This window comes from Nostoc sp. NMS8, from assembly GCF_017115045.1.
GTDB lineage: Bacteria > Cyanobacteriota > Cyanobacteriia > Cyanobacteriales > Nostocaceae > Nostoc.
Genome location: NZ_JABXKK010000068.1, coordinates 1 through 26,040 on the forward strand (window position 1 = coordinate 1; position 26,040 = coordinate 26,040).

The window sequence follows — 26,040 nt, forward strand, 5'->3', positions numbered from 1 at the left end:
ACGACCCTTATTTATGAATTCACTATTTTGTTATTCTGTCAATGCGTAAGTCCTATATTTTATGAATCAAGATATAAAATTCTTTCGTATCTTTGGTTCGATATTTGACAGTGTTGGCAGCATACTTACCGTCACAGGCATAATTATTAGACTAAATTGGAATTTTGAATTCTGCCTTGCGGTACTAGTCAGATCGTTTCCGCGTTTTTGATCAAACTTCATCTCTTACCACTATGACTTCAAATATCAAACCTATTTTTGATGCTCTGGCAGACCCAGCCATCGACTGGAATCGTCTGCTGACCGAAATCCTGGCTGCTTTCGACTGTTCTACAGGTACTATCCATACCCTCGATCGCGATAGCCAATTATTGCACCTAAAGGCTTACCAGGGCATTCCAGAATTTCTGTTGCCTAAAATGACAGTAATTCCCATTGGCAAAGGAATGGCTGGTGTCGCTGCCGAACGTAAGCGACCTGTGCAGATTTGCAACTTGCAAACCGATGAATCGGGTGTGGCTAGACCCTCGGCAAAGGAAACCAAGGTAGAAGGTTCTATCACTGTGCCGCTAATACTGAATGGTCAATTGTATGGTACTTTGGGCATTGCCAAGCCAGTTCCCTACGAATTTACTCCAGAAGAGGAAGAGATACTGATGGAGATTGGAGATGCCATTAGCCGAAAAATCGTCAGTTAAGTAGGAATAGCTAAAGCTAAACTGTGTCCTGTGTGAAAGAAAAGCGATCGCTATCCCCAAAAAAAACTTAACATTAACCTTAGAAGTGTTAATTTTTCATAAGATAAACTCATGGGTTACTACATCGCTCCTCGCTTTTTGGACAAACTTGCTGTCCACATCACTAAAAACTTTTTGAAGCTTCCTGGCGTGCGAGTACCCTTGATTTTGGGAATTCATGGACGCAAAGGTGAGGGCAAAACTTTTCAATGTGAGTTAGTCTTTGAAAAAATGGGTATTGAGGTGACTCTAGTATCTGGCGGCGAATTAGAAAGTCCAGATGCAGGAGATCCAGCGCGGTTGATTCGGCTGCGCTATCGAGAAACAGCAGAACTCATTAAAGTACGCGGCAAAATGTGTGTACTGATGATTAACGATTTAGATGCTGGCGCTGGACGCTTTGATGAAGGCACTCAATATACTGTAAATACCCAGTTGGTAAATGCCACACTGATGAATATTGCTGATAATCCTACAGATGTGCAGTTGCCGGGAAGCTATGATTCCACGCCTTTAAATCGTGTGCCGATTATTGTCACAGGTAATGATTTTTCTACCCTCTATGCACCGTTAATTCGGGATGGACGGATGGATAAATTCTACTGGGAACCAGATAGAGATGACAAGGTGGGAATTGTCAAGGGGATTTTTGAACCCGATGGATTGTCACCACGGGAAGTTGAACAGCTAGTTGATACTTTTATCAATCAATCCATTGACTTTTTTAGCGCTTTGCGATCGCGCATTTATGACGAACAAATCCGCAACTATATCCATAAGGTCGGTTTTGAGCAGGTATCTCTGAGTGTGGTTAACAGTGCTGAAGGGCCACCAGAATTTAAAAAGCCCAATTTCACCCTGTCTCACTTAATCGAGTCTGGGAACTTGATGGTTGGCGAACACAAACGGGTGGAAAATTCCCAATTGGTTGATGAGTACAACCGACTAAATCGAGGCAGAAATTATTATCAATCTTCACCACCTGCTGCGGTGACACCAACTAGTCAGCCATCAAATGGCGCAACCCCAGAAGTAAAAACTAATGGATTCCAGCAAAAAGAACAAGCATCGAGTCCACATTTGACCCTAGAGACACAAGAACAGATTCGGCAATTATTATCTCAAGGTTACAAAATTAGTATTGAACACGTAGATGAGCGCCGCTTCCGTACAGGTTCTTGGCAAAGTTGTGTTAATAGCCACATTGATGCTGAGTCTGATGCAATTTCAAATTTGGAATCAACTCTGACAGAATATAGTGGTGAGTATGTACGTTTAGTAGGTATCGATCCAAAAGCCAAGCGGCGGGTAGTGGAGACGATTATTCAGCGTCCAAATGGGAAAAATTGATGAAGAGTGCTGAGTCAACTTAAGGTGAAAAATAGCCTAGTACAAGCTTTTAGATATTATCTCGTTCCCAGTCAGAGACTGGGAATGTTTGTCAGTTGAGGCTTCGCCTCTCGAACTCGCGGCAGAGCCGCCAGGAGAGGCAGAAAACGAGGTTTTAAAGCACAGAACACAGTGTTACAACTTTGTCCCACACTCAGCACAGAAGTTGTGAGTAGGAGCATTTTTGGCATTGCAGTGACTACAATACACTGGCTCTGATGCAGCTTTTGGCGCTTGCTTCTGCAAGCCGACCATTTGAGCATTGCTCTTGCCAGGGACTACCATTGGATAGCAGTTTTCGTCTCTGGTGACATGGACATTCACAATCACGGGGCCTTTGTGTGCTAGCATTTCGGCGATCGCATCTTTTAATTGACTGCGATCGCTAATTACCATGCCTTTAATCCCGTAGGCTTTTGCCAATAACTCTACGTCTGGCATCCCTACTTCCATGTTGGAGCATGAGTAACGCTCACCATAGAAGGCTTGCTGCCACTGGCGTACCATTCCTTGCCAACCGTTATTGATAATTATCGTCTTGACATTTATCCCATACTGTGCGAGCGTTCCTAGTTCCTGTAAACACATTTGGAAACTAGCATCGCCACTGATACAGATGACTTCTTCATCAGGAAATGCCACTTTCGCACCCATCGCCGCAGGTAAGCCAAAACCCATCGTTCCCAAACCAGCGCTAGAAATCCAGCGCCTTGGGCCATTCTTCAGGAATTGTGCTGCCCACATTTGATGTTGTCCGACATCTGTGGTGTAGAAAGCTTGAGGTGCTTGGCTGCTGACTTCTACAATCACTTCTTGGGGTGAAATGCTGTCGGGATGGTGCGGCACGATAAGAGGATACTCTTCGCGCCAACGATTAACTAGATTTAGCCACTCTTGGTTTTGATTCGGTGTAGCCTTGACGCCTGCTTCTTTGCATCGACGCAATAAGTCTACTAACACGTTCCGCACATCGCCGACGATGGGAACTTCGGGAATGCGGTTTTTGCCGACTTCTGCCGGATCGATATCAATGTGAATGACTTTGGCGCGGGAGGCGAATTCGTCTAACTTGCCTGTAACGCGATCGTCAAATCTAGCGCCAACACAAATTAGCAAGTCACAATCACTAACGGCGAAGTTAGCGTAAGCAGTGCCATGCATCCCCAACATTCCCAAAGCGAGGGGATGATGTTCGTCAAATGCACCGATCCCCATTAAGGTTGTGGTGACAGGGATATCAAATAATTCAGCTAGTTGTTTAATTTCTTCATGGGCACCAGCTGCGATCGCACCACCACCCACATACAATAGCGGCCGGCGACTTTCGGTAATCAACTGGATTGCGGCATTAATCTGCCGGGGATTTCCCTTGACGGTGGGACGATAACCGCGTAATTTTACTGAACCTGGTTTTACAGGTACATAGTCAAATTCTTCTAAAGCTACATCTTTTGGCACATCAATCAAAACTGGCCCCGGACGCCCAGTGCTAGCGATGTGGAAGGCTTCGGCGACAATTCGCGCCATGTCTTTGGGGTCACGCACTACATAAGAGTGCTTGACGATTGGTAGGGTAATGCCGTAAATATCGGTTTCTTGAAACGCATCTGTACCAATCGACGGACGTGCTACCTGTCCTGTAACCACAATCATCGGGATTGAATCCATGTAGGCGGTGGCGATGCCTGTCACCAAGTTAGTTGCTCCTGGGCCAGAAGTTCCAAAGCAGACTCCGACTTTCCCTGTGGCACGGGCGTAACCATCGGCAGCGTGGGCTGCACCTTGTTCGTGTCTCACCAAAATGTGCTTAATAGCACCAGTTGCTTCGACCTTATACAGATCGTCATAAATTGGTAGAATTGCTCCACCGGGATAACCAAAAATATAATCAACGCCGTGGCGGTGAAGGCTGTCAAGCAGAGCAAAACCGCCAGATGCACGTTTGGGCACGACTGGCGGGCTAGAATTACGGGACTGTTTTTGATTCTCGGTTTGTGGGAGAATAATTTGGGAAAGCAATGGCACGGTCAAACCTCAGACTATAGCTAAAGTTAATGCTGAATTCTGTAGTTAAGATTTCATTTTAATGGAAAACTTCAATTAAATTCCGATAATTTCATATATATCTAATATCTAAGTATTAAAGCTAGATTATTAGCCTACATTAATTAAATTACGTCTTGCAAGACATTGCGGGTATTTTTCCAAGCCCAAATACCAACAAATGCAACCACAAGACTCATTGCGATCAAAACAATTCGCAAGCCAAACTCTTGATTTAACCAGCCTGTAATCGCCAGTGGTGCGGAAAGGGCTATATTAACGGCATGATTTTGAAAGCCAAAAACCTTACCATGCATAATTGGTGGAGTCTGCTGTTGAATGAGAGTTTGCATTGGTACACCAATTAAAGAACCACTCACACCCAGTAAAATACAAAATCCGAGTGCTAATACTTGACTATTGGTGAAGGAAACCACTGCCAAAATGAGCGCCATACCCAAAAAGCCGATTAAAGGTAAAGGTTTGTGATGTGTTTTTTCGCCCCAATGACCCAAAACGCCAGCACCTATAACCATACCAATTCCCACTGCGGCGATAAAGCGTCCAGATTGTTTTCCTTGTAAACCAAATTTTTCTGCTAAGGGAATGGCAAGTACCATCAAGGCGGCAAAGACGCAGTATAAAACTGTAGTTTGCAGCATTGCATTTAACACCAAACGGTTTTTCTTGAGGTAGCGTAAGCCTTCTTTAAAGTCCGCCCAAAGGTCGATGCGATCGCCTAGAATTTCGCTCGCTAATTTTTTTTCCCGAAAGTGAATCGGCAGCATAACTATAGCCGACAACAAGTATAGTAGCGCCACCACTAACTCTGGCCCATAGTTTTTAGCTATCCCAGTTTCAGCCAAACTCAGCAGCGGATCTCCTAACAAAAAACCGACAATTAAAGCACCCATCATTGTGCTAGTAAACAGCGCATTAGCTGCTATTAGACCCTCTCGCTTCACCAGTAAAGGAATCGCCGCTTGTTCGGCTGGGGCAAAAAATTGGGTAACGGTGGAAACCCCAAAAGTGATGAGCAGAAGTATATGAAAATCCTTTGGTAAAAAGGCAAGTCCGATAACCAATAGCCCGCGTAAAATATCAGAGCCAATCATAATCAGCTTTTTCGGTAGGCGATCGACAAATACACCCCCAGCTGAACCAAATAAAATTGCTGGTATGGTAAACGCCACCATCAAAATGGGGTACATGGATTCTTTTGCTACTCCCGCAGGAGGAAAGTAGCTACTGTTTTTGTCTACTACCAGATCGACCAGCATCAAAAAGAAGACCTTATCTGCTAACTGAGACACCAGTTGTCCAAACCACAGGAACATAAAAGCACGGTTTTTTAGCAGTGCGCCAAATCCGTTATTAACAGCAGCCGGTTCAGTTGGAAACATTTAGATACTTTCTTTGGGTAGATGGAGAGTCGGGGAACTAATGACTAACTCCTGTTTAATTACTCCATTGTCCGGATTAATTTGCTTCATAGCGCTTTAACAGCATAAGCAAAAATTCCGCTGCTGTCAGACGACCTTTGGGTGGAATAATCTCAATGGAAGAATCTACCCAACAGCCTTGTACAGTTTGGGGAGATTTCCAAATCGATAAATGATCGACTGCGGGATCTGCATAAAAGTTATTTTGACCACTACCTAGCAAACACGAACTCCAATGAGTGAAATAATCATGACTCATCCGATGAATAGGGAAATTTCCCTGTAATGGTACTCCCCATCCATCTATAGCAATAAACGCTTTGACACGACCACCTAAAAGTTGCCATAAATGCGCTGCTCCGATTGCCCCAACTACGCCAGCACTAAAGCTAATGAATATGATTGGTGATTTTAATGAGCCAGTCAAGCAATCGCGCAAAAACTGCAAAATGTGCAATGCTGATAAAACCGAAACATCTTTACCCGGATAAATCAGTATATTTCCGTAATTGGGTGCGTTAGCGTAGCTCACCGCAGGTATCGCGCCATGAGAAACTAAATCTAACAATCCGACTCTAAAGCTTTCAGTTAACTCTGGTTCATGGATTCCAGGGCAAATAATTATACTCATCCCTAACACTACCTTTGATTTTTTGCCGTGTCCTCTGTGTCTCTGTGGTTAGATTTTCAGTTATTTGTGCGTAAGTTCTGTATGTCTTTTGATGTATTATTAGGATTTTCCCACCTATCCTATCCCCCTGGATGGGATAATAAGTTACTAGTGGGGAAAATGTGCAAACTATTCCCTAATTCCAAATCTCTCTGCACTCTGGTTATATAGAGGAACTCATTGTGGTTGCCACGCCGGAAAAAGTACAACACACTCACGAGCATCTATCAGGTAAAGACCGTGTAGCCGTATTGCTCATGGGCTACGGCGAAGTCGAAAGCTACGAAGATTTCGCCAACTATAACGAACAGGCTTTAAATCTACTGACAGCAAAATTCGCACCAGTACCAACCTGGATTTATCCCCCCCTAGCAAAGCTTTTGGCACTATTTGACCGCCATGAGTGGGGACACACACACCACGATTTTATCTCGCCACACAATGCCATTTTTGAACAGCAGCGTGCTGGGATTGAGAAGAATTTACAAGAAAAATGGGGTGATAAGGTTCAAGTTTTTAAGGCTTTCAACTTCTGCGCCCCTTTTCTACCTAATCAAGTCTTGGCAGAAATTAAAAACCAAGGCTTCGAGAAGCTGCTAATTTACCCGTTGCTGGTTGTTGATTCTATCTTTACTAGTGGGATTGCGATCGAGCAAGTTAACAATGCTCTGGTTGAGTTGACTGATGGTGAAGAACACTGGGTTAAAGCACAGCGTTATATTCCTTCTTTCTTCAACGAACCAGCTTACATCGATTTGATGGCTCATCTGGTTGAGGAGAAAATTGCTGAACTAGCCGGAGCTTATCTACCTTCTCAAATCGGTATTGTGTTAATGAATCACGGCTGTCCCCATAAAGCTAAAGGCTTTACTTCTGGGATTGCTGAAAGTGAAGCAATGTACGACTTGGTTCGGGATAAGTTGATTAACCGCTATCCGTTAATCTCGGTGGGTTGGCTCAATCATGATACACCCCTAATTGATTGGACACAGCCAAATGCAGAGCAATCTGCAAATAACCTGATTCAATTGGGTGCGAAAGTAGTAATATTTATGCCAATTGGCTTTGCGACAGAAAACCACGAAACTCTATTGGATGTACACCATATCATCCATGCTTTAGAAAAACAGCATCCTGGTACGAACTACGTGCAAATGGCTTGCGTCAACGACCATCCAGAATTTTTGGCAATGGTGGCGCAATGGGCTGATGCTCATATTGCAGAGTTGTTGTCAGAGCAACCTTTGGCAGTTAATCCCCAACTAGCAGGGGATCATCATCACCACCATCATCATTAACGTGTCTCTTTGAGGGAGGCGCACGGAGATCGTTAAGTTTAGTTTTAGTTCTGGAGGGTGGGCACAGCTTTGCCCACCCTACAGCTAATTCATGCCCCGCAGTTTGCGAGTGTTATCAACTAAACTCTGAGCAAATTGATCGAATCTTTGAGATAGCTTTTCATCTAGTAGCTTGCCTTCAGGACTAAAAGCACCATAAGCCTGTCCGATCGCAATTTGTTCGGGAATCACCCAACCATGTACCCACCGAACAATTAGTCGTAGGTCATTTAGGGCGTTGCTATTAGGCTGACCACCCAAGACGCTAATTAGTCCTGTAACTTTATCAGATAATTGCTCAAAGCTCATCAAATCAAGAGCATTTTTCAGGACACCACTAACGCTACCATGATACTCAGGCGTCGCTAAAATTAAGCCATCAGCCTGACTGACAGTATCCTGCAACCGCTTAACATCTGGGTACTCTGAATACTCTTTTGCACCAGTGCAAAATGGTAGCTGCAACTGCCGTAAATCGAGAATTTCTACCTCTGCACCGAGGGCTTCTACCCTTTGCACTGCTACTTGTAAAGCAAGCTGGGTATAAGAGTTGGATCTTAAACTACCACCAATGCCAATAATTCTAACCATAATTAACCCACAAACTATTAATTAGCTACTAGTACCAAATTTCTTCTTAAAAACGGAATCGTTATGACTATGCCTATCTTAGCGATTTGTGTCAGAATGTGTCAAATTAATATCTACTGGGGATTGGAGACTGCGGACTGCGGACTAAAGAATAAAGTTATTATCTGCACATAAATCGACCTTTGGCTATCTCTTTCCAATGCCCAGTCTTAACAGCTGCATAAATCTAGATATAGCGGTTCCCACTGAGATGCGGTACAAAATTATATCGCAAGGTGTAGGGGCAATTCATGTAGCAGTGGTGTCAACTGAACGTGAAAGCAAGTCTAGAACTAGCTTTTAGATTGCCTCGTTCCCAGTCTCCGGCTGGGAATGCTCGTCTTCGAGGCTCCGCCTCTCGTACTAGCGGCTCAACTTCATGGAATAGTGGGCAGAAAATTGGGAATGGTTTTATGTGGAAGTTAGACTAGATAAGAAAAGTGTAATTTCCAGTTATTACAATTTTTAATAGAAGAATAGGCATAAACCATAGCTCAACTTGTGCCAGCAGACAAAGGGTAATTGTTATGACAAACTTGGGAAAAAAAGCATTGATAAAAAAGCAGTCCTCGAAGCGCGGTGCTTGGGTTGGTGCGTTGGCGTTCGCGCAACGTCTTGTAGAGAAGCCCGCCATAGGCATCGCTGCTAGTTTGATTATGTTGCCAGGAATTTTCGTTGGTACTCCTGTCATGGCACAAAAAGCAGAAACCACCTCTCTAAATTATGGCGACTTGATCAAAAAAGCGAAGGCGGGAGAAATCCAAAAAGTAGAGCTTGATGAAACCGAACAGCTAGCAAGGGTTTATCTCAAGGGGCAAAAGGATGATGCACCACCGCAACAGGTGAGACTTTTGGCGCAAAATACAGAGTTAATTAACATTCTCAAAGAGAGGAATGTTGATTTTGGTGAGGTTTCCTCTGCTAACAGTCGAGCTGCTGTTGGACTGTTGATTAATCTCATGTGGATTTTGCCACTGGTGGCTTTAATGCTATTGTTCCTCCGGCGCTCTACAAATGCTTCTAGCCAAGCGATGAATTTCGGCAAATCCAAAGCCCGCTTCCAAATGGAGGCAAAAACTGGAGTTAAATTTGAAGATGTCGCTGGGGTTGAAGAAGCTAAAGAGGAACTCGAAGAAGTTGTTACTTTCCTGAAACAGCCAGAAAGATTTACTGCTGTAGGCGCACGGATTCCCAAAGGAGTGCTGTTAATTGGCCCTCCTGGTACTGGTAAAACTTTACTAGCAAAAGCGATCGCCGGCGAAGCAGGTGTACCATTCTTCAGTATTTCCGGTTCGGAATTTGTAGAAATGTTCGTTGGTGTGGGTGCATCTCGTGTGCGCGACCTCTTCAAAAAAGCTAAAGAGAATGCTCCTTGCCTAATATTTATCGATGAAATTGATGCAGTCGGTAGACAAAGGGGCGCTGGTATCGGTGGCGGGAACGATGAGCGCGAACAAACCCTCAATCAACTGCTCACTGAAATGGATGGTTTTGAAGGGAACACAGGCATCATTATTATTGCTGCCACAAACCGCCCAGATGTTTTAGATACAGCGTTACTCAGACCAGGACGCTTTGACAGACAAGTGATGGTCGATCCACCCGATCTCAAAGGGCGACTAGAAATTTTGAAAGTCCACGCCCGGAACAAGAAAATTGATCCTAGCGTATCATTAGAAGCGATCGCTCGCCGCACTCCTGGTTTTACTGGCGCAGACTTAGCCAACTTACTCAACGAAGCCGCCATTCTCACTGCGAGAAGACGCAAAGAAGCTGTCACCATTTTAGAAATTGATGCGGCTGTAGACCGAGTTGTTGCAGGTATGGAAGGTACTGCCTTAGTAGACAGCAAGAGCAAGCGCTTGATTGCCTATCATGAAGTTGGACACGCTTTAGTGGGCACGTTGCTTAAAGACCACGATCCTGTGCAGAAAGTGACATTAATTCCACGAGGACAAGCACTGGGATTAACTTGGTTTACTCCCAACGAAGAACAGGGGTTAATTTCCCGTTCCCAACTCAAATCCAGGATTACTGCTACTTTGGGTGGTCGCGCCGCCGAAGAAATCGTTTTTGGGAAACCAGAAGTGACCACAGGTGCTAGCAATGACTTGCAACACGTGACAGGGATGGCGCGGCAGATGGTGACACGCTTCGGGATGTCAGAATTAGGCCCATTGTCCTTGGAAAATCAGAGTGGAGAGGTATTTTTAGGACGCGACTGGATGAATAAATCAGACTATTCGGAGGAAATTGCCGCCAAAATTGATTCACAAGTACGTGAAATTGTCAGCAATTCTTACATCAAGGCCAAAGAACTGTTGGAAGAAAACCGCGTAGTTTTGGAGCGTTTAGTCGATTTGCTAGCTGAACAGGAAACAATTGAAGGCGATTTATTCCGTAAAATTGTTGCCGATCACGTTCAAGTAGCCGATGAACAATTGGCTGTACCTCATTAAAAATAATGTAGAGACGTAGCAGTGCTACGTCTCTACAAGGGTTCTGGATAACGCATCTTTAATTTCACCAGATGTTTATTAAGGAATAGGCACAAGCAATAGTCCATCAACTTTAAACTATTGAAAATCCAAAGGTTAAGATTCCCAACTTTTTTCAGAAGTTGGGAATTTTTTTGTTGTAAAAAAATTACAAGACTACCTCAGCCTTCCCAGAAAGTAGCACACCTCAAGTCTTGTCACTGTCAAGCTTAGGCTATTGTATTATATATACCCAAGCGATGTACTACAAATAGACATAGATATTATGAAACATAGATTTTGGGCAAGCTATCTGCTTGCTGCTTTAGCATTTCTCCCTTTCGAGCCTGTAGGTACTAATCAAGTTTTGGCAACAGAGTCAGTTTACCAACTAGCACAAGCTAAAGCAGGTTACACCCAATATATGCTGCTTGGTTATAATGAAACCAAACGGAGAAACTATAGAAAAGCTTTATTGAATTTTCAGCAAGCAGAACGCTTACGTCCTGGAGATAAGTATGCTACTTCTGCAATTAGAAATGTTACAAGTTACATCCAACGCGGTAAAAATCGTATTGCCTTTGTTCCAGGTAGACCTGGTAGGGTCAGGTCAGCAGGAACACGGGGAAGTTGCTTTCAAGCTGGACAATATCTTATTCCCCTGACGCCAACAGATAAGGAAGCTCAACGAACGACAGCAGAGCATCCCACATTTTTTTTCTACCTTCCTCAAACCTCTACAACAGTGCAAGCCCTAGAATTTGTTTTGCGGGATGGTGATAGCATTGACCCATTATATAAGGGAACTTTCAAACCTGTTGGGCAGAATGGTATTGTTAGTGTAAATGTACCTGCCGATCAGCCATCTCTACAAATCGATAAAGAGTACAATTGGACTTTTTCGATGATTTGTGATACTAATAACCGCGATAAAGATTCTTATATAGAAGGTACAATTGTGCGATCGCAAGATGAAAACCTATCTCTTCAGCTAAATCAACCAACTACAGACTTAGATCGTGCAGTTTTATTTGCTACAGCCGGATTTTGGGAAGATGCTTTGAGAACTTTAGCTAATTTACGCCGCCAGCGCCCTAACGATCATGAAGTTGAGAAATATTGGGAAGATTTATTGAATTCAGTAGACATTAAAGAAGTTGTAAATAAACCTTTATTGCCCTGTTGTACTGCACAGAAATAAGTTAACAATTATTTAAAAACCTGTTTTTGATAGAGGAGCCAGGTTTTTTACGCTTCAATTTAAGATTAAGCGATGTCTACGATCGGCTACGCCTACGCAAATACTTATGGTGTGGACGGTATTAATTCTCGCTAATTGCTGCTGTAAGTCAAGCTGAACTAAGTTAGTGTGTATTTATTATTATATATATTGTAAATACCTACTGTACTTACTTAACCAGCGATCGCTTTGGAGGGGCATGATTTCCTCTAAACTGAGTTCAGCAATTTACCAAGCTTTTTGGTACAGTATTCTAGAAAATCCATATCACAAGAATAGGCGTTCGCCTTTGGCGTTGGCGCAGCCATCGCTAATTGCAATGCCAGTTTATTGCTCAGAATCTCGTCATGGATGGCAATAATGTCAGATGCAATTAAGTTCCGTGTAACCAACGAGCGAAAGAAATAATCCAGAAGCTCAAGTCTGCGGTGAAGCAGGTTAATAAAGTTGTGTTAGCAACGCTTAATTATGGTTAATTAATCTGACATGATATCACTCGTTCTCATGCTTAGTATGAGAACTCTTAACTCCTAACTCCCCAAATTTAGGACTCCACCACCCTTTTTGAGTACTGAAATAAGCCACATCTTTATGTTTAGTGTCCTTACGCGATCGCGAATCGCTACATCGCAACATTGTCTTACTCTGTCCCTCTTTGATGTAACTGTACTCCTCTAGAGGTTTTTTGCATACCGGGCAGGGATATTTTGTAATCTTGACAGAAGGCTTTTGTTGATTTTCAGGCTGGGATGCTTTAGTTCGTGGTGGTTCCCAAGTTTTGTTAAAGTCGCTCCAAAATAGCACGAGATTTTCACAGCCTTTTGTACATTTGAGGAAATATTTCTTTTTGACCTTACTACTTGGAATTTTGGCGAGAAAATTTTTGCATTCAGGGCATCGCGTTTTGGAAGTTTCGTATTTACGCTCACTTATCACATTAGCTTTACCTATTGAGGAACTTGGAACTATAGTTTTAGCTTTGGAAAGTGCTGGTATGAAGTAATTTTGATTCCAACTAGTTAAATAATGCTGCCAAGAATTTTTTCCTTCGGAAATTGCATCAAGGGCATCTTCCATTTTTGCTGTGAATTCTGCCTCTAGTAAATCAGGCAGTGCTTTAAGTAAAAACGCATCAACTTCTAACCCTAACGCTGTCGGTTGCAGATGGTCTTTTTTCAACTCGACATAATTTCGTTTTTTTAAGGTAGCAACAGTAGGAGCATAAGTACTTGGGCGACCAATTCCTTTACGTTCCATCAGTTGCACTAATTTTGGTTCACTATAACGAGGTGGTGGTTGAGTCTGCTTCTTTTCATGTCCAGCATTCTCCAGTTTCAATGCCTGTCCCTGTTGTAATGAAGGTAAAACACTATCCTTGCTGAGATTGTTCCAGTACCGGGCATAACCGTAAAATTCAATCACTTGCCCTCTGGCTGACCACAGTAGAGAACCAGACTGAGTAATCACCAAAGTTTTACGCAACTGGGCTGCACGACACTGAGAAGCAATTGACCGTTTCCAGATCATCACATACAGATTAAACTCATCATCAGGAAGTTCTAAACGCAACTGAACTGAGGGACGAAATACATCCGTTGGACGAATCGCTTCATGTGCTTCTTGAGCGGATTTGCTACTGCGATGCTTGGCGACTTGCTGCGGTACATTCTGCGGGTCGTTTTGCTCTAACCATTTACGGGCGCTAGCACAAAATTCTAGACTCAGCATCACTGAATCTGTTCGCATATATGTAATTAGCCCTGCCTCATAAAGCTTTTGGGCCACAATCATGGTTTTGTCGGGAGCAAACCTCAGCTTTGAACCGGCTGCTTGCTGAACGCTGGAGGTTGTAAATGGTGGAGGCGGCTGGCGGTTAACGATTTTTCCTTCAAAATGAATCACCTGATGAGGGTGCCGCTGTGCTTCTTCAACTAAACGTGTAGCCTCTGCTTCGGAAAGAACGCGCTTAGACTCTGGTGTTTCTGGACTATTACCTACCTTTGCGTCATCATTAGTTTCAGTTTCTTGGTCTGGTGCATCTTTCGCAGAATCAACCGTCCCTTTGTAAAAAGCCCGAAATCCTTCCGCATAATCTACCCAGACACTCCAGTAATCTTGGGGGACAAAAGCCAGAATTTCGTTTTCTCGCTGACAAATTAAATGTAACGTCGCGCTTTGGACTCTGCCAACACTCTTTGCGCCGTTATTCAATGCCCAAACTAAAGGGCTACCTTTATAACCTACCAGCTTATCTAAGCAATCTCGACACAGCCCAGCACCGATTAAATTTTGGTCTAGCTTTCTGGGGTTTGCGATCGCACTCTGTACCGCCGATGCTGTAATCTCAGTATAAATTACTCGTTTCGGTTCCCTTAGACCCAGGGTTTCTTTGAGATGCCAAGCGATTGTCTCGCCTTCTCGGTCTGGGTCAGTTGCTAAGACAACTTCATCAACTTGCCTCACCGCAGACTTAAGCTTCTGGATTGTTTCTTTCGCTCGTTGGTCACGCGGAACGTAATTACACCGAACATTACTGCCATCCATGACAAAACCCAAGGAATCGTCCCCTTCATTGCTGAGTTCTCGGATGTGACCACAACTAGCGAGAACTTTCCAATCTGAACCCAGAATTTGACTGAGTTTTTTGACTTTTCCGGGAGACTCTACCACAAGCAGGCGTTTGATCATAATTCAGGAGGCAGGAGGTATACACGCATTCAAGTGTGGGATTGAAGCGAGAACACAGCCCATGCTGTTTTACTCTCGATACAATTATTTTTATACTAAAAGAAGTCAGCGAGAATAAATCAAAGTATTTTCTATTTTATTTGCATTTCTGAAACATTCTGCGATCGTCAGGTTTCGCTAAAAGTTTTACTCTTTTTATTTGGATCAAGCCATTTTTATACCCAAACCAAAACTGTATTAATAAAAAAGATCGGGATATTTGCATAAAAATACTTCATTTCAACGAAGTAAATAAATACCTGTTCTAAAAGCGTTATTGCACGTACAGGGAGAATGGTAAATTATTCCTGTGATGTTCAGTACTTAACCGCATGATTTAGTTAGGTAAGCCGAACAGTTAAAAGTATCACACTCAATTCAGGAAAATTATATTATGCCCAGACTAATTGTTTCTTCACTCTCACCCATAGGCACTTTGAATTCCGATCAAGTGGTTGGCAAAGAGGATAATACGGCGTTGCCAGAAATTCCAGCAATTGGAATTGAGGTTAGAACAAGGGGAGTCATTAATACTCAAGCAGGTAACGATACTATCTCTGGCACAGGTATTGGTGGCGGCAACGGCTTTGATGCAAGCACGGGCACAGGTATTGCTAACAGTGGCATTATCAATGCAGGGCTGGGAGACGATACTATCTCTGGCGCAGGCAGTGGTGGTAGCGGGTATAGAAGCTTTTTACCTGGTACAGGTATCTCTAACACTCAGGGTGGCTACATTTATGGAGGAGACGGAAATGATTTGATCAAAGGAACCGGAACGGGAGGCGGCGGTTTGGGAACAGGCATCACTATAGGTATTAATAATACTCAATATAGCCGTATTGATGGAGGAAAAGGGAACGACTCTATCTTTGGAACTGGTAGTAGTATAGGAATCTCTAACACTCAGCATGGCCGCATTGATGGAGGAGAAGGGAACAATTCTATCAAGGGAACTGGTGGGGGTCGTTACTCTGGAGGAGATAGTACAGGCATCCTCAACAGTGGTGGCAGCGTCATTAATGGAGGCATCGGAAGCGATTCTATTACTGGTATCGGCACGGGTGCTAATGGGGCTATAAATCCTGTTGGTATTAATTCCCCTGCGGGGAATGGTGTAGGCATCTCCAACAGTGGTGGTAGTGTCATTAGTACAGGGCTGGGAAACGACTTCATTTCTGGCAAGGGTACAGGCGGTGCAGGGGACTCGATCCCTTCTTATCCTGAAGCTGGGACAGTTGCCCCCGGTGTAGGTATAGGCATTGTTAATAGTAGTACTCTCGACTTAGGCGGCGGCAACGATACCATCACTGGTACTGGCATTAGTAAAGGCATAGGTATTCTTAATACTAATGGCATTATTTATGAAGGGTCAGGAGCCGATATCCTTACTGGCTATGGCACTAGTGTTGGCATTCAAGGCGGCACGATTGATGGCGGAAACGATAACGATTACTTCAAAGCTCGGCGAATTAATGCTAGCGGTAATTCCGTTTCAAACCAAGGGGGTGCTATTGCCAATGTCTTGATTAAGGGTGGTAGTGGAAACGACACATTTGATGTTGGTTACGGCAATGCTACCATCGATGGTGGATCGGGATGGGACAAGGTAATTCTGCCTAATTTGAGAAATAATTACATTATTACGGGCAGCTCCAACAATTACACCATTAAGCGCGATCAATTTACCCTGCATGTCTTGAATGTTGAGCAAATTGCCTTTATTGGCGCTGCTCAACAGCAGAGTGTACTTGGGATTCATAGTTAGGGATTTACAGCAAATATAAAAATTCCTCTTCCAGATGGGAGAGGAATTTTTTTGGTAGCATTTTGCGTCTGCTTGTATTCTTGATCTAACGTTTGTAAACTAAGAAACCTGCGATCGCATCCAAAAGTGCTTCTGGCTCATCTGCGCGGATCAAATGACTGCTATTCTCAAAAATTCTCAAATCGGCATTAGGAATTGCCTGTGCAATTTCTTCCGAAAATTCTGGGGCGCAAATCCAGTCATACCGACCTGCAATCACTAAAGTGGGTGCAGTAATTTTGTGTAACTGGTCAAGAATATTGTAGTTGCGGAGAAAACCGCCAAAAGCAACATTAATCGCATCAACTGAGAGAATATTCCGCTGCCAAGCAATGCCTGACGTGGTAGGCTCATATTTTAGCGAATACATTGGCCCCAACACTTGAAAATACTGTCTTAGCTGTTCCTCATTTTCAAAGTTTCCATCCCAAAGCCTTTGAGCGCTTGCTTTTTGTTCTTCAGTTCCCTTTGATGCGAGGATTTCCTTAGCCCGTTTTAAAAAGCCACTATGGGCTGCTGTGGCAATCACAATCAGATGAGAGACATTCTGAGGATAGCGGACTGCATAAGTCAAAGCCACCATACCACCGTAAGAGCCGCCAATCACAACAATTTTGTCCAGACCAAGGTGTTGGCGCAAAGCTTCCATATCTTCAACATTATTGTCTAGAGTATAGGTTTCTTTAGGGCCACGGGCAGACCTTCCTTGACCGCGATGGTCAAAATAGACTAGTTGTAGTTTTCGGCTTAAAGCCGAGAAGGTTGGTTTGAAGGAAGTATGATCTGCACCAGGCCCCCCGTGAATTAGAAAGGCAACAGGTTTAGAGGAGATGCTTGCCCCATCCACCACTAATGCAGAACCTTCCACATCAAAGAAAATTTCTGTATCTCGTATTTTCGCTCGCATTTTCGGGATTGTATAAAATCAGATGACTTCAATTCAAAATAGTAACAACTTGCGTCGGAAGTCCTTTGCTACTTAAATGCACTGTTTTTATCAGATTTTTAGCGCGCGCTACTCAAAAGCCATGCCAAAGCAGCATCAACATTACTAACCTGCTCCCCTGGTGGTATGGCTGGGCGATTTACCATCACAACCTTTATGCTTAGTTCTCGCGCAGCAATAATCTTGGGCTTTGTGGCATCGCCACCGCTATTTTTACTGACGATAGTATCAATGTTGTTGTGAATTAGAATTTGTCTCTCATTCTTGAGGGTAAAAGGCCCGCGATCGCACAATACCATCCCCGGCGGTACTAAAGCATCATCGCCAGGCGGGTCAATCATCCGCATCAGAAACCAAATTTTCTCTAGGTGAGCAAAGGCAGCAAGTTCTTGCCTACCAACTGTTAAAAAAACTCGCTGTGCCTGGTTTTGCAGGGCTGTTGCTGCGGCTTTAACGCTATCAACTTCAATCCAGCGATCGCCACTTACTTTTTCCCAAGGCGGACGAATTAACATCAGATGGGGTACTCCGACTTCTGTTGCAGCATCGGCGGCATTGAAGGAAATTTGAGTCGCAAAAGGATGAGTTGCATCAATTAATAAGTCGATTTGCATGACTCGCAGATAGCTAGCCAATCCAGTCACACCACCGAAGCCTCCAACCCGTAAATCGCCCAAGGGTACTGACGGTTCACGGGTGCGACCAGCTAAAGAGGTGATTACTTCTAATCCTTGGATAGTCGCAACTTTGGCAGCTAGTTCTGCTGCATCTCCCGTCCCACCCAGAATCAAAACACGCATGATTAATATAAAATTAGAGTACTCCACGTAAAAAAAATGCCCAATTGTCATTGTGAGCGAAGCGAAGCAATCCTAGTCTTTGCGATTGCTTCGCTTCGTACCCTTCTCTACGAGAGGCTACGCCAACGGGAACGCCAAGGGCGAACGCAATGACGTGTTTTGGATCATTTATTTCTTGGAAGTCTCTTAATAGAGTTTCAACCCAGTTCCCTGCCGTATTTATTGACATACATTGAATTTCTCTCACCGACTTAATTCGGCAGACTGCTCCAAAATCCACGCAGCCTGAAAAAAGTCGCGCTCACAAAACATCGCATAACGATAGGTTGAATGCACAACAGCATTGTTAATGGCATAATTGTCAACTAAACTTTCTAATTGTTGTGTTAGTGGTTGAAAGTCTGCGCTACTGTAAGTACGAATCCAGTCGGTATATTGATGATTCGGAATATCGTTACGAGCCAATTTTTCTCCTAAAAAGGCATACAAACGCATACAGGGAGCCATTGCCGCCGCAGTTAAACCCACATCTCCACCCCAAGCAGTTGCTAACAAAAAGTCCGTATAGCGGCGGGTAGCAGGCGCAGGTTCCACAGAATGCAAATTGACACCCCACTCAGAGGCATAGCCACTATGCAGCCGCAGTTCTTCTAAAACTCCACTAGCTAAGTTATGAAATGTGGTGAAACCTAACCAGTCTGGTGCTTTAGCGGCGGCGATACTGTACGCACGGGCAAAAGCTTCTAAGAAAAAAGCATCTTGCCCTACGTAGTAAGCAAATTTCACCTGCTCAAGAGTCCCATCACCAATACCTTGAACGAAAGGATGCTCTAGGCAAGCTTGGGCTAAGTCTTGATTTGCTGCCCATAATTCCTTAGATAAAGTCATCTGTTACTTGTCATTTGTCATCTGTTATTATCCCACTTAAAAAGGGAAGAACTGAAGTAAGACTGAGCCAAGACTTCCAAAAAAGTCCATGAAACTGGGGCTACCAGTACTTACCTTGTCATTTACAGGTGTTTGGAGTTCTTTAATAAAAGCTTGGGCTGTTAGAGTTCCAGGGCTGTTGTTTTGGGATGTAAACAATTTTTCAGCAACTTGGGCATCTTGAAATGCACCTTGTCTATCTAGGATTTGGTAGCGAGCGACACCACGAGCTAAATAAGCACCCGCATATTCTGGTTTAATAGCGATCGCTTGATTAAAATAACTGATTGCTTGCTGTTGGTTGCCTTTTTGCCCTTCTGCTATACCCCAAGCATAAAATTCTTCTGATGAAGCTACTTGTAATGGTATCCCAACTGCACCCTGAAAGTTAGCGCCATTCAGGTAAGCACCATTTAGTTCTGCATTCGCTAAATAAGTATTTCTCAAATCAGCACCAGTCAAATTTGCCCCACTAAATTTAGCTTCGCTCAGGTTAACACCAAATAAACTAGCACCACTCAAGTTTGCACCCCGTAAATCTGCGCCGCTCAAATTTGCACGGCTGAGGTTAGCACCTGTGAGATTAGCACCGCTCAAATTTGCTCCAGATAAGTCAGCCAGAACTAAACCTGCATTCGTCAAATCGCAGTTTTGACATTGTTTGGTTGCTAACAACTGTCTAACATGTTCGGAGTTTGCTGCTTGTACCGTTACTGTCAAACTAATAGTAGTTAAAAATGCTGCTGCGCCGATAATTTGGTTTTTCATAATCGTGTAATATTTCTTACTCCATACCAAGGTTAACTGAGACGGATTTATACCTCAGCATTATGATATGAGCAATCTCAACAATTTGCCCTCTGTAGTTGTCTATATTACTGATAAATTGGTGATACCTTTACTAGGGAACGCTACGCTAAAGGATTGTAGAAAAGTAGTCAAGCTATTAATTGAGCCAATATTAAGACTGATAACCCCAGTAAGGATGGTAAATTAGCGTCATTCGTCAAAATAAATTATACACTCTATAATAAGTAAAACTGATGTCACAAAATTAAACTCAAGAAAGCATCTGTAACATCCAAATAATTAGTATTTTTTGAAATCAAGTAAATTATTAGAGCAGTATCCAAGCATACAATTTGCTCTGATAACTAGACTAGCCATTGTCATCAGGGATGGTCTAACTCAGGAGTAAAATAATAGATTTGCTTTTGTATACCCTGATTTTCAATAAATATGAGACTATAGAAACATTAAGACAGTCAGAAAAACGTGAGTCAGCAAGACAAACTCTTAGAAAAAATTCTCTCTGGGACTTCTGATACAGACATCCCTTTTGCCCAACTGTGGCAACTTTTATATACATTAGGCTTTGAGGAACGGATTCGTGGCGCTCATCGTATTTTTATCAAAGCCGATGTTGAGGAAATATTAAACCTGCAACACAAAAAAGGAAAAGCCAAAAGCTATCAAATTAAACAAGTCCGGGCAGTGATTATTAAGTATAACCTAGGAACTAAAAATGATGTTTCGGTATGAAATTATTCTCTATTGGAGTGAATTAGATCAAGCCTTTATTGCTGAAGTCCCAGAATTATCAGGCTGTGCTGCTGACGGCGATTCTTATCAAGAAGCCCTGCATAATGTAGAATTAGTTGTGCAGGAATGGATAGAAACGGCTAAAGATTTAGGGCGTCCGGTTCCTGAATCTAGACCACGTTTGATGTATATTTGATTGATACACAAGCTAAGTCACGTCGCAACTTTTGGAGACGCTGCGCGTAGCAATTTTTAACAAGCCACAGAGGGGCCAAGGTCTAGTCTAATTGAAAAGCTTAGTCACTGGCAATCTTGCAAATCACCATGATATGTGATTTGTATTTGTCAGTACTATAGTGAATAAGTTGTAGTCCAGAACGTTGTACTTCTTGTGAAAGTTTAGGTATTTCATACTTATGGTGTCGCCAGATAGTAATCTCTTCACCTTCAGAGATTTCAATTTTTTTATCTATCCCTATCCGACTAAAATTTATAGTGTGGTTATGACGGAGTTTGAGATTAGCAACTATACTATCTGTTTTTAGATCGTACTTTCTCACTAGTTCACAATCTTCAGATTTAATCCCAATCTTATTTTTAACCCATTCATATATTTCTTCTACATGATACTTACAGCCGCCTCTAAATATTCCATCCCATGTAGAGTTAGAACCAGTTTCGTTGGTGAACACTAGAAGATCATTTTTTCCCATACTATCTCTAAAATTTTTGAATACCTCATCTCTATTTTGATGATTTCCAATAGTAACTCCTAAGTGTAAAAATATTTTTGCTGTGTCATCAATTTCAATAGTAGTTTGATTTTGAAACAAAGTTTTAGGTACAGAACTATTTTCTATGTCAATTGTGGAACTAATAAAGTTGACTAGTGGAAACCATTTTTTAAAATTATTTCTGGATATCTGAAGCAATTCATCACTAATATCTAAGGCAATATATTTATTAACTTTACCTAATTTATTGAGTCTGCGGATAAATTCTTTTACAGGATAAGAATTTCCGGCACCAACATCTACAATGTTGACTTTCTCGCCAGTTTTGATATTGCTATTCAGATATTTAAAATTACTCTTTAAAAGATCAATTTCTACATTTGCTCTTCCATACCATTTAGGAATAACATATTTTAGATAAAAATCGTTCCAATTTTTTGCACCTCTACCTTTATAAGAATACTTTAGAGGTATTTCTCGTCTAACTTCTAAAGCATCAATGATTCCTAAAACTTCTTCTTCAGAAAAAAGAGAGTAGAACTCAGAACTTGGCTCGGCTGTGCGACTGATAGTAGTTGAAATATCTGAAGGAAGTTGGGAACTGCTATGAAAATTTTGAGCCATTATTTTTGTCCTTTGGTTTTCTTCGGTCTGGAAATGGATAAGCCACAATGCTTGCCAAGCAGGTATTCTCCCATACCACTGTCTCAAAACTCAGAATTTCCACCAAAAATAGAATGTTAATCTATAAATCCTCCATTCGGTACTCTACATAATGGCCAATTGTTTTTTTACAATCAAAGTACGATAATTTTCCAAAGATATAGGGGTGAATACCATTGGTTCAGCAACCAGAACTCCAGGAAACTTCGTTGATACAGCCAACCCAGCGCGTGCTGAAAAGTTTAAGTACTTACCGATGGACTTCACTGGGAGCATTGGTCAGTCTGTTGCTATTAACGATCGCAAACGCAATCACCCCACAACTATTTCGCTGGGGAATTGATGAGGGAATATCGCAAAAAAACCTCCAAATTGTGCTATACAGCGCCGCTTGGATGGTAGTAGCCGCGATCGCTCGTGGTGTATTTAATTTTGGACAAAGCTATCTAGCAGAAGCAGTATCTCAGGGTGTTGCTTATGACCTGCGAAACAAAATTTTCAGCAAAATTCAAAATCTCAGCTTCAGTTTTCATGACCAAGCGCAGACTTCCCAACTCCTAACCCGTGTCACCAGCGATATTGAGCAGATTCGTACCTTTGTTGGCACTAGCTTAATTCAGGTTGTCGGTTCAATTGTGACATTGGTGAGTATTTCGGTACTGTTACTGGTGATGAATTGGCAATTAGCCCTGATTACCCTGACAGTGGTGCCCATCGCCGCATGGTTAATGGCGCAATTCATCAGCAAAAATAACAAAGTTTTTCGGCAAGTACAAGAGCAACTGAGCAACTTGAATGCTGTATTACAAGAAAACTTATTAGGCATCCGGGTAGTGAAAGCCTTTGTGCGGGAGTCAACCGAAAGGTCACGTTACACAACCCTGAATGATGGCCTAGTCAAGGCGAACATGAAGACTATTAGCGCCATCCGTAACACCTTCCCGTTGATCTTTTTGCTGAGTAATGTGGTGACACTGGCAGTTTTCGGCTACGGGGGAGCGCAGGTAATTGGGGGTAGATTTTCGATTGGCGAACTAGTGGCGTTTAACTCCTACCTAGCATTGATTCTCCAACCGATTTTATTGATTGGATTTGCCGCACCTGCGATCGCTCAAGCCGCTGCTTCCGCTGAACGTGTCTACGAAGTTGTAGATGCAGAAGTAGAAATTCGCGATCGCCCCGGCGCTGTCCCCTTTGAAACCTGCGGTGGTAGAATTACCTTTGAAAATGTTTCCTTTCGCTATCCAGGAGCGACAACAGAAACTCTCAAAGAAGTATCCTTTGAAACCAGACCCAATGAGCTAATCGCCGTTCTTGGCATGACTGGTTCGGGAAAAAGCACAATTATGAACTTGATTCCCCGCTTTTACGATGTCACAAAGGGAGCAGTTCGCATTGACGGACGAGATGTAGCAAGTTTTACACTCAAAAGTCTCAGATCGCGTATTGGGATTGTCTTTCAAGAAACCACTCTCTTCTCTGGCACAATCCGCGAAAACATTGCCTACGCCAAACCCGATGCAACCTTAGAAGAGGTAATTGAAGTTGCAAAAACCGCCCAAATGCACGATTTTATTAGCGGTCTACCCGATGGCTACGAGACGATTGTGGGTGAACGAGGCGTAGGTTTATCTGGTGGACAAAAACAACGAATTGCGATCGCTCGTACCCTGTTAACCGATTACAGCATTCTGATTTTGGACGATAGCACCTCAGCTGTGGATGCCAAAACTGCTGCCCAAATTCAAGCCGAACTAGATCGCTTAATGCACCAAAAAGCTTGTACAACCTTTGTAGTGGCTCAACGCATTAGCACCGTCCAGAATGCCGATCGCATTTTTCTCATGGATAAAGGACGATTGGTAGCACAAGGCACTCACGAAGAATTGATGCAAACTAGCCCACTCTACGGTGTGATTTTGGAATCTCAGGTAAAACCAAAGGAGAAAAAATGATCCGCAATTAGCATCATTAATTTTGCTCACAGGCTTGTAATAAAGACTTTTAATCCAAAATCCAAAATCCAAAATTTTTATGAGAGGCACTCTTCCTGTTGTTGCATCTGAGCAGACGAGTCAGAAACGTTCCACCCTGCGGCGCTTTTTGCAATATGTGCTACTCTATCGCAAAGAAATTCCCATCGCCATCACATTAGTATTAGTTGGTGCCATAACCCAGGCAATTGGGCCATTCTTTCTCGGCTGGTCGATCGATCATCTGATTGCACAAGGTAATTTGCAGGGACTACTGCAATTATTAGGACTATTAGGGCTGAACTATGCGATTGGTGTCTTGGCAATTCGCGGTCAAATTATTCGAGTCGGCTGGATTATGCAGCGATTGCTGGCTCAATTGAGGCAAGATATTTTCATTAAAATCCAAAGTCTACCACTCAGCTTTTTTGACCGCAGCGAAGCAGGCGATTTAATGAGCCGCTTGCTAAATGATGTCAACACCGTAAATCAGGCATTTGGATTGACAGTCGCTCAAATGCTAGGTAACACTTTCAGTTTAGTTGGCATTGTGATTGCAATGCTCTCAATCAACCTACAACTCGGTTTGTTGAGTAATTTGGTTGTGCCACTAATGATTTTTACCACAAGCTTATTTGCACGTTGGGCGAGAGCTAGATTTCGCGTCACTCGACAAACTATTGGGGAGCTTTCCGCCAAGTTAGAAGAAGATATTGGTAGCGTGCGAGAAGCACAAGCATTTAATCGCGTACAAATGAATATCGAAGAATTCGACATTCTTAACGCCGCCAATCGAGATGCCAACGTTGAGGCTGTGGCAATTACTTCGGCCTTTTTGCCCTCCATCGATTTTCTCAACACATTAGCAACCGCAGGCGTTTTAGCTTATGGTGGTTATCTGGCGGTAACGGGATCTGCAACTGTCGGTGTGGTGACATCCTTTTTACTTTACGTCCAGCAGTTCTTCCGCCCGATTCAAATTCTCAGCCAGTTTTATACTCAAGCCCAATCTGCCTTCGCCGGATTAGAGCGAATCTTTCTATTACTAGATGAACCGTCAGAACTCAAAGATGCAGCCGATGCCACAGAAATGCCGCCTATTCAAGGTGAGGTGACATTTGAGAATGTCAAGTTTGGCTACAACCCAGATCAACTGGTTCTTAAAGGAGTGAACTTGCACGCCTATCCAGGGCAGATGGTTGCATTAGTGGGAGAGACCGGTTCAGGAAAAAGTACAATTATTAATTTGATTTTGCGCTTCTATGATGTGTCTGGCGGTGCAGTGAAAATTGATGATATTGATGTGCGTAGCGTCACTCAAGCAAGTCTGCGCCGTCAAATTGGCATCGTTCTGCAAGACAATATTTTGTTTACCGGCACAGTTGCCGAAAATATAGCTTTTGGCGTTCCTTACGCCACTCAAGCTGATATTGAAGCGGCTGCACAATTAGCAAATGTACATGAGTTCGTTACCTCACTACCACAGGGTTATACAACTCAATTGGGTGAACGGGGCGCACCTCTGAGTCAAGGACAACGACAACTCATCAGTATTGCTCGTGCGGTATTAATTAATCCCCGAATTCTGATTCTGGATGAAGCCACCAGCAGCATCGATACCCGCACAGAAGCTCTAGTGCAAAGTGCGATCGCTCGTTTGCTCCAAGGTCGTACCAGTTTCGTAATTGCCCACCGTCTCAGTACAGTTACTCAGGCAGATCAGGTATTAGTCATTCAGCAGGGACAAATTGTCGAGCAGGGTACTCACAATGAACTCGTCAATCAGCAAGGTGTCTATGCCAACCTCTATGCCCTGCAACTGGGTGTAGCAGACACAATGGTTCTTCAAAATCAAAAGTAAAATATTATACGATGATTCTCTTTTACATGAGGTACAAAGTTTTTGAGACGCGATAAATCGCCGTCAAGACAAGTGTTTTTTTTATTGATGAGTGC

Annotated in this window: 22 protein-coding genes; 11 read left to right on the forward strand and 11 right to left on the reverse strand. The window is 43.0% G+C overall.

Annotated elements, in window-relative coordinates; all coding sequences use genetic code 11:
• Window positions 1-233: 233 nt before the first annotated feature.
• Together HWQ39_RS12790 and HWQ39_RS12795 are read left to right on the forward strand one after the other, a co-directional pair.
• Window positions 234-698, forward strand: coding sequence for a GAF domain-containing protein (locus tag HWQ39_RS12790; protein WP_292845045.1), 465 nt, complete (start codon window positions 234-236; stop codon window positions 696-698).
• Between the two features lie 111 nt (window positions 699-809).
• Window positions 810-2,087: a ribulose bisphosphate carboxylase small subunit gene (locus HWQ39_RS12795; RefSeq protein ID WP_292845048.1), complete on the forward strand. Its 1,278-nt coding sequence runs from the start codon at window positions 810-812 to the stop codon at window positions 2,085-2,087.
• Window positions 2,088-2,261: 174 nt separating this feature from the next.
• On the opposite strand, the gene ilvB is transcribed toward HWQ39_RS12795, so the two are convergent.
• From ilvB to HWQ39_RS12810, 3 genes are all read right to left on the reverse strand, one after another.
• Entirely contained in the window at window positions 2,262-4,151 is a 1,890-nt protein-coding gene (ilvB, locus tag HWQ39_RS12800; RefSeq protein WP_292845051.1) for a biosynthetic-type acetolactate synthase large subunit, read from the reverse strand.
• 143 nt (window positions 4,152-4,294) lie between these two features.
• Window positions 4,295-5,572 carry an MFS transporter gene (locus HWQ39_RS12805; protein ID WP_292845054.1) on the reverse strand — a complete coding sequence of 426 codons (1,278 nt, stop codon included), beginning with the start codon at window positions 5,570-5,572 and terminating at the stop codon, window positions 4,295-4,297.
• A 76-nt stretch (window positions 5,573-5,648) separates the two neighbouring features.
• Window positions 5,649-6,242, reverse strand: a complete 594-nt coding sequence (locus HWQ39_RS12810) for a hypothetical protein (protein ID WP_292845057.1) — start codon at window positions 6,240-6,242, stop codon at window positions 5,649-5,651.
• Window positions 6,243-6,463: 221 nt separating this feature from the next.
• Between HWQ39_RS12810 and HWQ39_RS12815 the strand changes: the two genes are divergently transcribed.
• The gene (locus HWQ39_RS12815) at window positions 6,464-7,579 is read left to right on the forward strand and encodes a ferrochelatase (protein WP_292845060.1); all 1,116 of its coding nucleotides are present in this window, start codon (window positions 6,464-6,466) and stop codon (window positions 7,577-7,579) included.
• Window positions 7,580-7,663: 84 nt separating this feature from the next.
• On the opposite strand, the gene HWQ39_RS12820 is transcribed toward HWQ39_RS12815, so the two are convergent.
• Entirely contained in the window at window positions 7,664-8,209 is a 546-nt protein-coding gene (locus HWQ39_RS12820) for an NADPH-dependent FMN reductase (protein WP_292845063.1), read from the reverse strand.
• A 566-nt stretch (window positions 8,210-8,775) separates the two neighbouring features.
• On the opposite strand from HWQ39_RS12820, the gene ftsH reads away from it, so the two are divergent.
• The 3 genes from ftsH to HWQ39_RS12835 all read left to right on the forward strand — a co-directional run bounded on the left by ftsH (window position 8,776) and on the right by HWQ39_RS12835 (window position 12,326).
• Complete coding sequence (gene ftsH, locus HWQ39_RS12825; RefSeq protein WP_292845066.1) at window positions 8,776-10,707, forward strand: ATP-dependent zinc metalloprotease FtsH; 1,932 nt, start codon at window positions 8,776-8,778, stop codon at window positions 10,705-10,707.
• A 304-nt stretch (window positions 10,708-11,011) separates the two neighbouring features.
• Window positions 11,012-11,926 carry a DUF928 domain-containing protein gene (locus HWQ39_RS12830; RefSeq protein WP_292845069.1) on the forward strand — a complete coding sequence of 305 codons (915 nt, stop codon included), beginning with the start codon at window positions 11,012-11,014 and terminating at the stop codon, window positions 11,924-11,926.
• Between the two features lie 238 nt (window positions 11,927-12,164).
• Window positions 12,165-12,326, forward strand: a complete 162-nt coding sequence (locus tag HWQ39_RS12835) for a hypothetical protein (protein ID WP_292845698.1) — start codon at window positions 12,165-12,167, stop codon at window positions 12,324-12,326.
• A gap of 131 nt (window positions 12,327-12,457) precedes the next feature.
• Here HWQ39_RS12835 and topA read toward each other — a convergent pair whose 3' ends face one another.
• Window positions 12,458-14,653 (reverse strand): type I DNA topoisomerase, encoded by a 2,196-nt coding sequence (topA, locus tag HWQ39_RS12840; RefSeq protein WP_292845071.1) that lies wholly within the window; start codon window positions 14,651-14,653, stop codon window positions 12,458-12,460.
• 433 nt (window positions 14,654-15,086) lie between these two features.
• On the opposite strand from topA, the gene HWQ39_RS12845 reads away from it, so the two are divergent.
• Window positions 15,087-16,460, forward strand: a complete 1,374-nt coding sequence (locus HWQ39_RS12845) for a calcium-binding protein (protein WP_292845074.1) — start codon at window positions 15,087-15,089, stop codon at window positions 16,458-16,460.
• An 85-nt stretch (window positions 16,461-16,545) separates the two neighbouring features.
• Here HWQ39_RS12845 and HWQ39_RS12850 read toward each other — a convergent pair whose 3' ends face one another.
• From HWQ39_RS12850 to HWQ39_RS12870, 5 genes are all read right to left on the reverse strand, one after another.
• Window positions 16,546-17,406 carry an alpha/beta fold hydrolase gene (locus HWQ39_RS12850; RefSeq protein ID WP_292845076.1) on the reverse strand — a complete coding sequence of 287 codons (861 nt, stop codon included), beginning with the start codon at window positions 17,404-17,406 and terminating at the stop codon, window positions 16,546-16,548.
• Window positions 17,407-17,504: 98 nt separating this feature from the next.
• Window positions 17,505-18,245, reverse strand: coding sequence for a cobalt-precorrin-6A reductase (locus HWQ39_RS12855; protein ID WP_292845079.1), 741 nt, complete (start codon window positions 18,243-18,245; stop codon window positions 17,505-17,507).
• A gap of 13 nt (window positions 18,246-18,258) precedes the next feature.
• Window positions 18,259-18,474 carry a hypothetical protein gene (locus HWQ39_RS12860; RefSeq protein ID WP_292845082.1) on the reverse strand — a complete coding sequence of 72 codons (216 nt, stop codon included), beginning with the start codon at window positions 18,472-18,474 and terminating at the stop codon, window positions 18,259-18,261.
• A gap of 14 nt (window positions 18,475-18,488) precedes the next feature.
• A complete protein-coding gene (locus HWQ39_RS12865) occupies window positions 18,489-19,133 on the reverse strand; it encodes a TenA family protein (RefSeq protein WP_292845085.1) in 645 nt (214 codons plus the stop codon).
• A gap of 36 nt (window positions 19,134-19,169) precedes the next feature.
• Window positions 19,170-19,940 (reverse strand): pentapeptide repeat-containing protein, encoded by a 771-nt coding sequence (locus HWQ39_RS12870; RefSeq protein ID WP_292845088.1) that lies wholly within the window; start codon window positions 19,938-19,940, stop codon window positions 19,170-19,172.
• A gap of 507 nt (window positions 19,941-20,447) precedes the next feature.
• Here HWQ39_RS12870 and HWQ39_RS12875 point away from each other — a divergent pair.
• Together HWQ39_RS12875 and HWQ39_RS12880 are read left to right on the forward strand one after the other, a co-directional pair.
• On the forward strand, window positions 20,448-20,714 hold the full coding sequence (locus HWQ39_RS12875) for a type II toxin-antitoxin system HicA family toxin (RefSeq protein WP_292845091.1): 267 nt from the start codon (window positions 20,448-20,450) through the stop codon (window positions 20,712-20,714).
• The gene (locus HWQ39_RS12880; protein WP_292845094.1) at window positions 20,698-20,910 is read left to right on the forward strand and encodes a type II toxin-antitoxin system HicB family antitoxin; all 213 of its coding nucleotides are present in this window, start codon (window positions 20,698-20,700) and stop codon (window positions 20,908-20,910) included. The genes HWQ39_RS12875 and HWQ39_RS12880 overlap by 17 nt, the downstream gene beginning before the upstream one ends.
• Window positions 20,911-21,010: 100 nt before the next feature.
• Here HWQ39_RS12880 and HWQ39_RS12885 read toward each other — a convergent pair whose 3' ends face one another.
• On the reverse strand, window positions 21,011-22,072 hold the full coding sequence (locus HWQ39_RS12885) for an L-histidine N(alpha)-methyltransferase (protein ID WP_292845097.1): 1,062 nt from the start codon (window positions 22,070-22,072) through the stop codon (window positions 21,011-21,013).
• A 215-nt stretch (window positions 22,073-22,287) separates the two neighbouring features.
• On the opposite strand from HWQ39_RS12885, the gene HWQ39_RS12890 reads away from it, so the two are divergent.
• Both HWQ39_RS12890 and HWQ39_RS12895 read left to right on the forward strand, forming a co-directional pair.
• On the forward strand, window positions 22,288-24,066 hold the full coding sequence (locus tag HWQ39_RS12890; RefSeq protein WP_292845099.1) for an ABC transporter ATP-binding protein: 1,779 nt from the start codon (window positions 22,288-22,290) through the stop codon (window positions 24,064-24,066).
• 79 nt (window positions 24,067-24,145) lie between these two features.
• Complete coding sequence (locus HWQ39_RS12895; RefSeq protein ID WP_292845101.1) at window positions 24,146-25,945, forward strand: ABC transporter ATP-binding protein; 1,800 nt, start codon at window positions 24,146-24,148, stop codon at window positions 25,943-25,945.
• Window positions 25,946-26,040 lie beyond the last annotated feature (95 nt).

What these genes read in the sequence shown, in the direction of transcription:
- HWQ39_RS12870 (WP_292845088.1), bottom strand. Translation starts at nt 19,940, where the DNA reads ATGAAAAACCAAATTATCGGCGCAGCAGCATTTTTAACTACTATTAGT.
- HWQ39_RS12895 (WP_292845101.1), top strand. Translation starts at nt 24,146, where the DNA reads ATGAGAGGCACTCTTCCTGTTGTTGCATCTGAGCAGACGAGTCAGAAA.
- HWQ39_RS12820 (WP_292845063.1), bottom strand. Translation starts at nt 8,209, where the DNA reads ATGGTTAGAATTATTGGCATTGGTGGTAGTTTAAGATCCAACTCTTAT.
- HWQ39_RS12805 (WP_292845054.1), bottom strand. Translation starts at nt 5,572, where the DNA reads ATGTTTCCAACTGAACCGGCTGCTGTTAATAACGGATTTGGCGCACTG.
- HWQ39_RS12790 (WP_292845045.1), top strand. Translation starts at nt 234, where the DNA reads ATGACTTCAAATATCAAACCTATTTTTGATGCTCTGGCAGACCCAGCC.
- HWQ39_RS12850 (WP_292845076.1), bottom strand. Translation starts at nt 17,406, where the DNA reads ATGCGAGCGAAAATACGAGATACAGAAATTTTCTTTGATGTGGAAGGT.
- topA (WP_292845071.1), bottom strand. Translation starts at nt 14,653, where the DNA reads ATGATCAAACGCCTGCTTGTGGTAGAGTCTCCCGGAAAAGTCAAAAAA.
- HWQ39_RS12865 (WP_292845085.1), bottom strand. Translation starts at nt 19,133, where the DNA reads ATGACTTTATCTAAGGAATTATGGGCAGCAAATCAAGACTTAGCCCAA.
- HWQ39_RS12880 (WP_292845094.1), top strand. Translation starts at nt 20,698, where the DNA reads ATGATGTTTCGGTATGAAATTATTCTCTATTGGAGTGAATTAGATCAA.
- HWQ39_RS12845 (WP_292845074.1), top strand. Translation starts at nt 15,087, where the DNA reads ATGCCCAGACTAATTGTTTCTTCACTCTCACCCATAGGCACTTTGAAT.
- HWQ39_RS12830 (WP_292845069.1), top strand. Translation starts at nt 11,012, where the DNA reads ATGAAACATAGATTTTGGGCAAGCTATCTGCTTGCTGCTTTAGCATTT.
- HWQ39_RS12810 (WP_292845057.1), bottom strand. Translation starts at nt 6,242, where the DNA reads ATGAGTATAATTATTTGCCCTGGAATCCATGAACCAGAGTTAACTGAA.
- HWQ39_RS12795 (WP_292845048.1), top strand. Translation starts at nt 810, where the DNA reads ATGGGTTACTACATCGCTCCTCGCTTTTTGGACAAACTTGCTGTCCAC.
- HWQ39_RS12860 (WP_292845082.1), bottom strand. Translation starts at nt 18,474, where the DNA reads ATGTCAATAAATACGGCAGGGAACTGGGTTGAAACTCTATTAAGAGAC.
- HWQ39_RS12855 (WP_292845079.1), bottom strand. Translation starts at nt 18,245, where the DNA reads ATGCGTGTTTTGATTCTGGGTGGGACGGGAGATGCAGCAGAACTAGCT.
- ftsH (WP_292845066.1), top strand. Translation starts at nt 8,776, where the DNA reads ATGACAAACTTGGGAAAAAAAGCATTGATAAAAAAGCAGTCCTCGAAG.
- HWQ39_RS12885 (WP_292845097.1), bottom strand. Translation starts at nt 22,072, where the DNA reads ATGGCTCAAAATTTTCATAGCAGTTCCCAACTTCCTTCAGATATTTCA.
- HWQ39_RS12835 (WP_292845698.1), top strand. Translation starts at nt 12,165, where the DNA reads ATGATTTCCTCTAAACTGAGTTCAGCAATTTACCAAGCTTTTTGGTAC.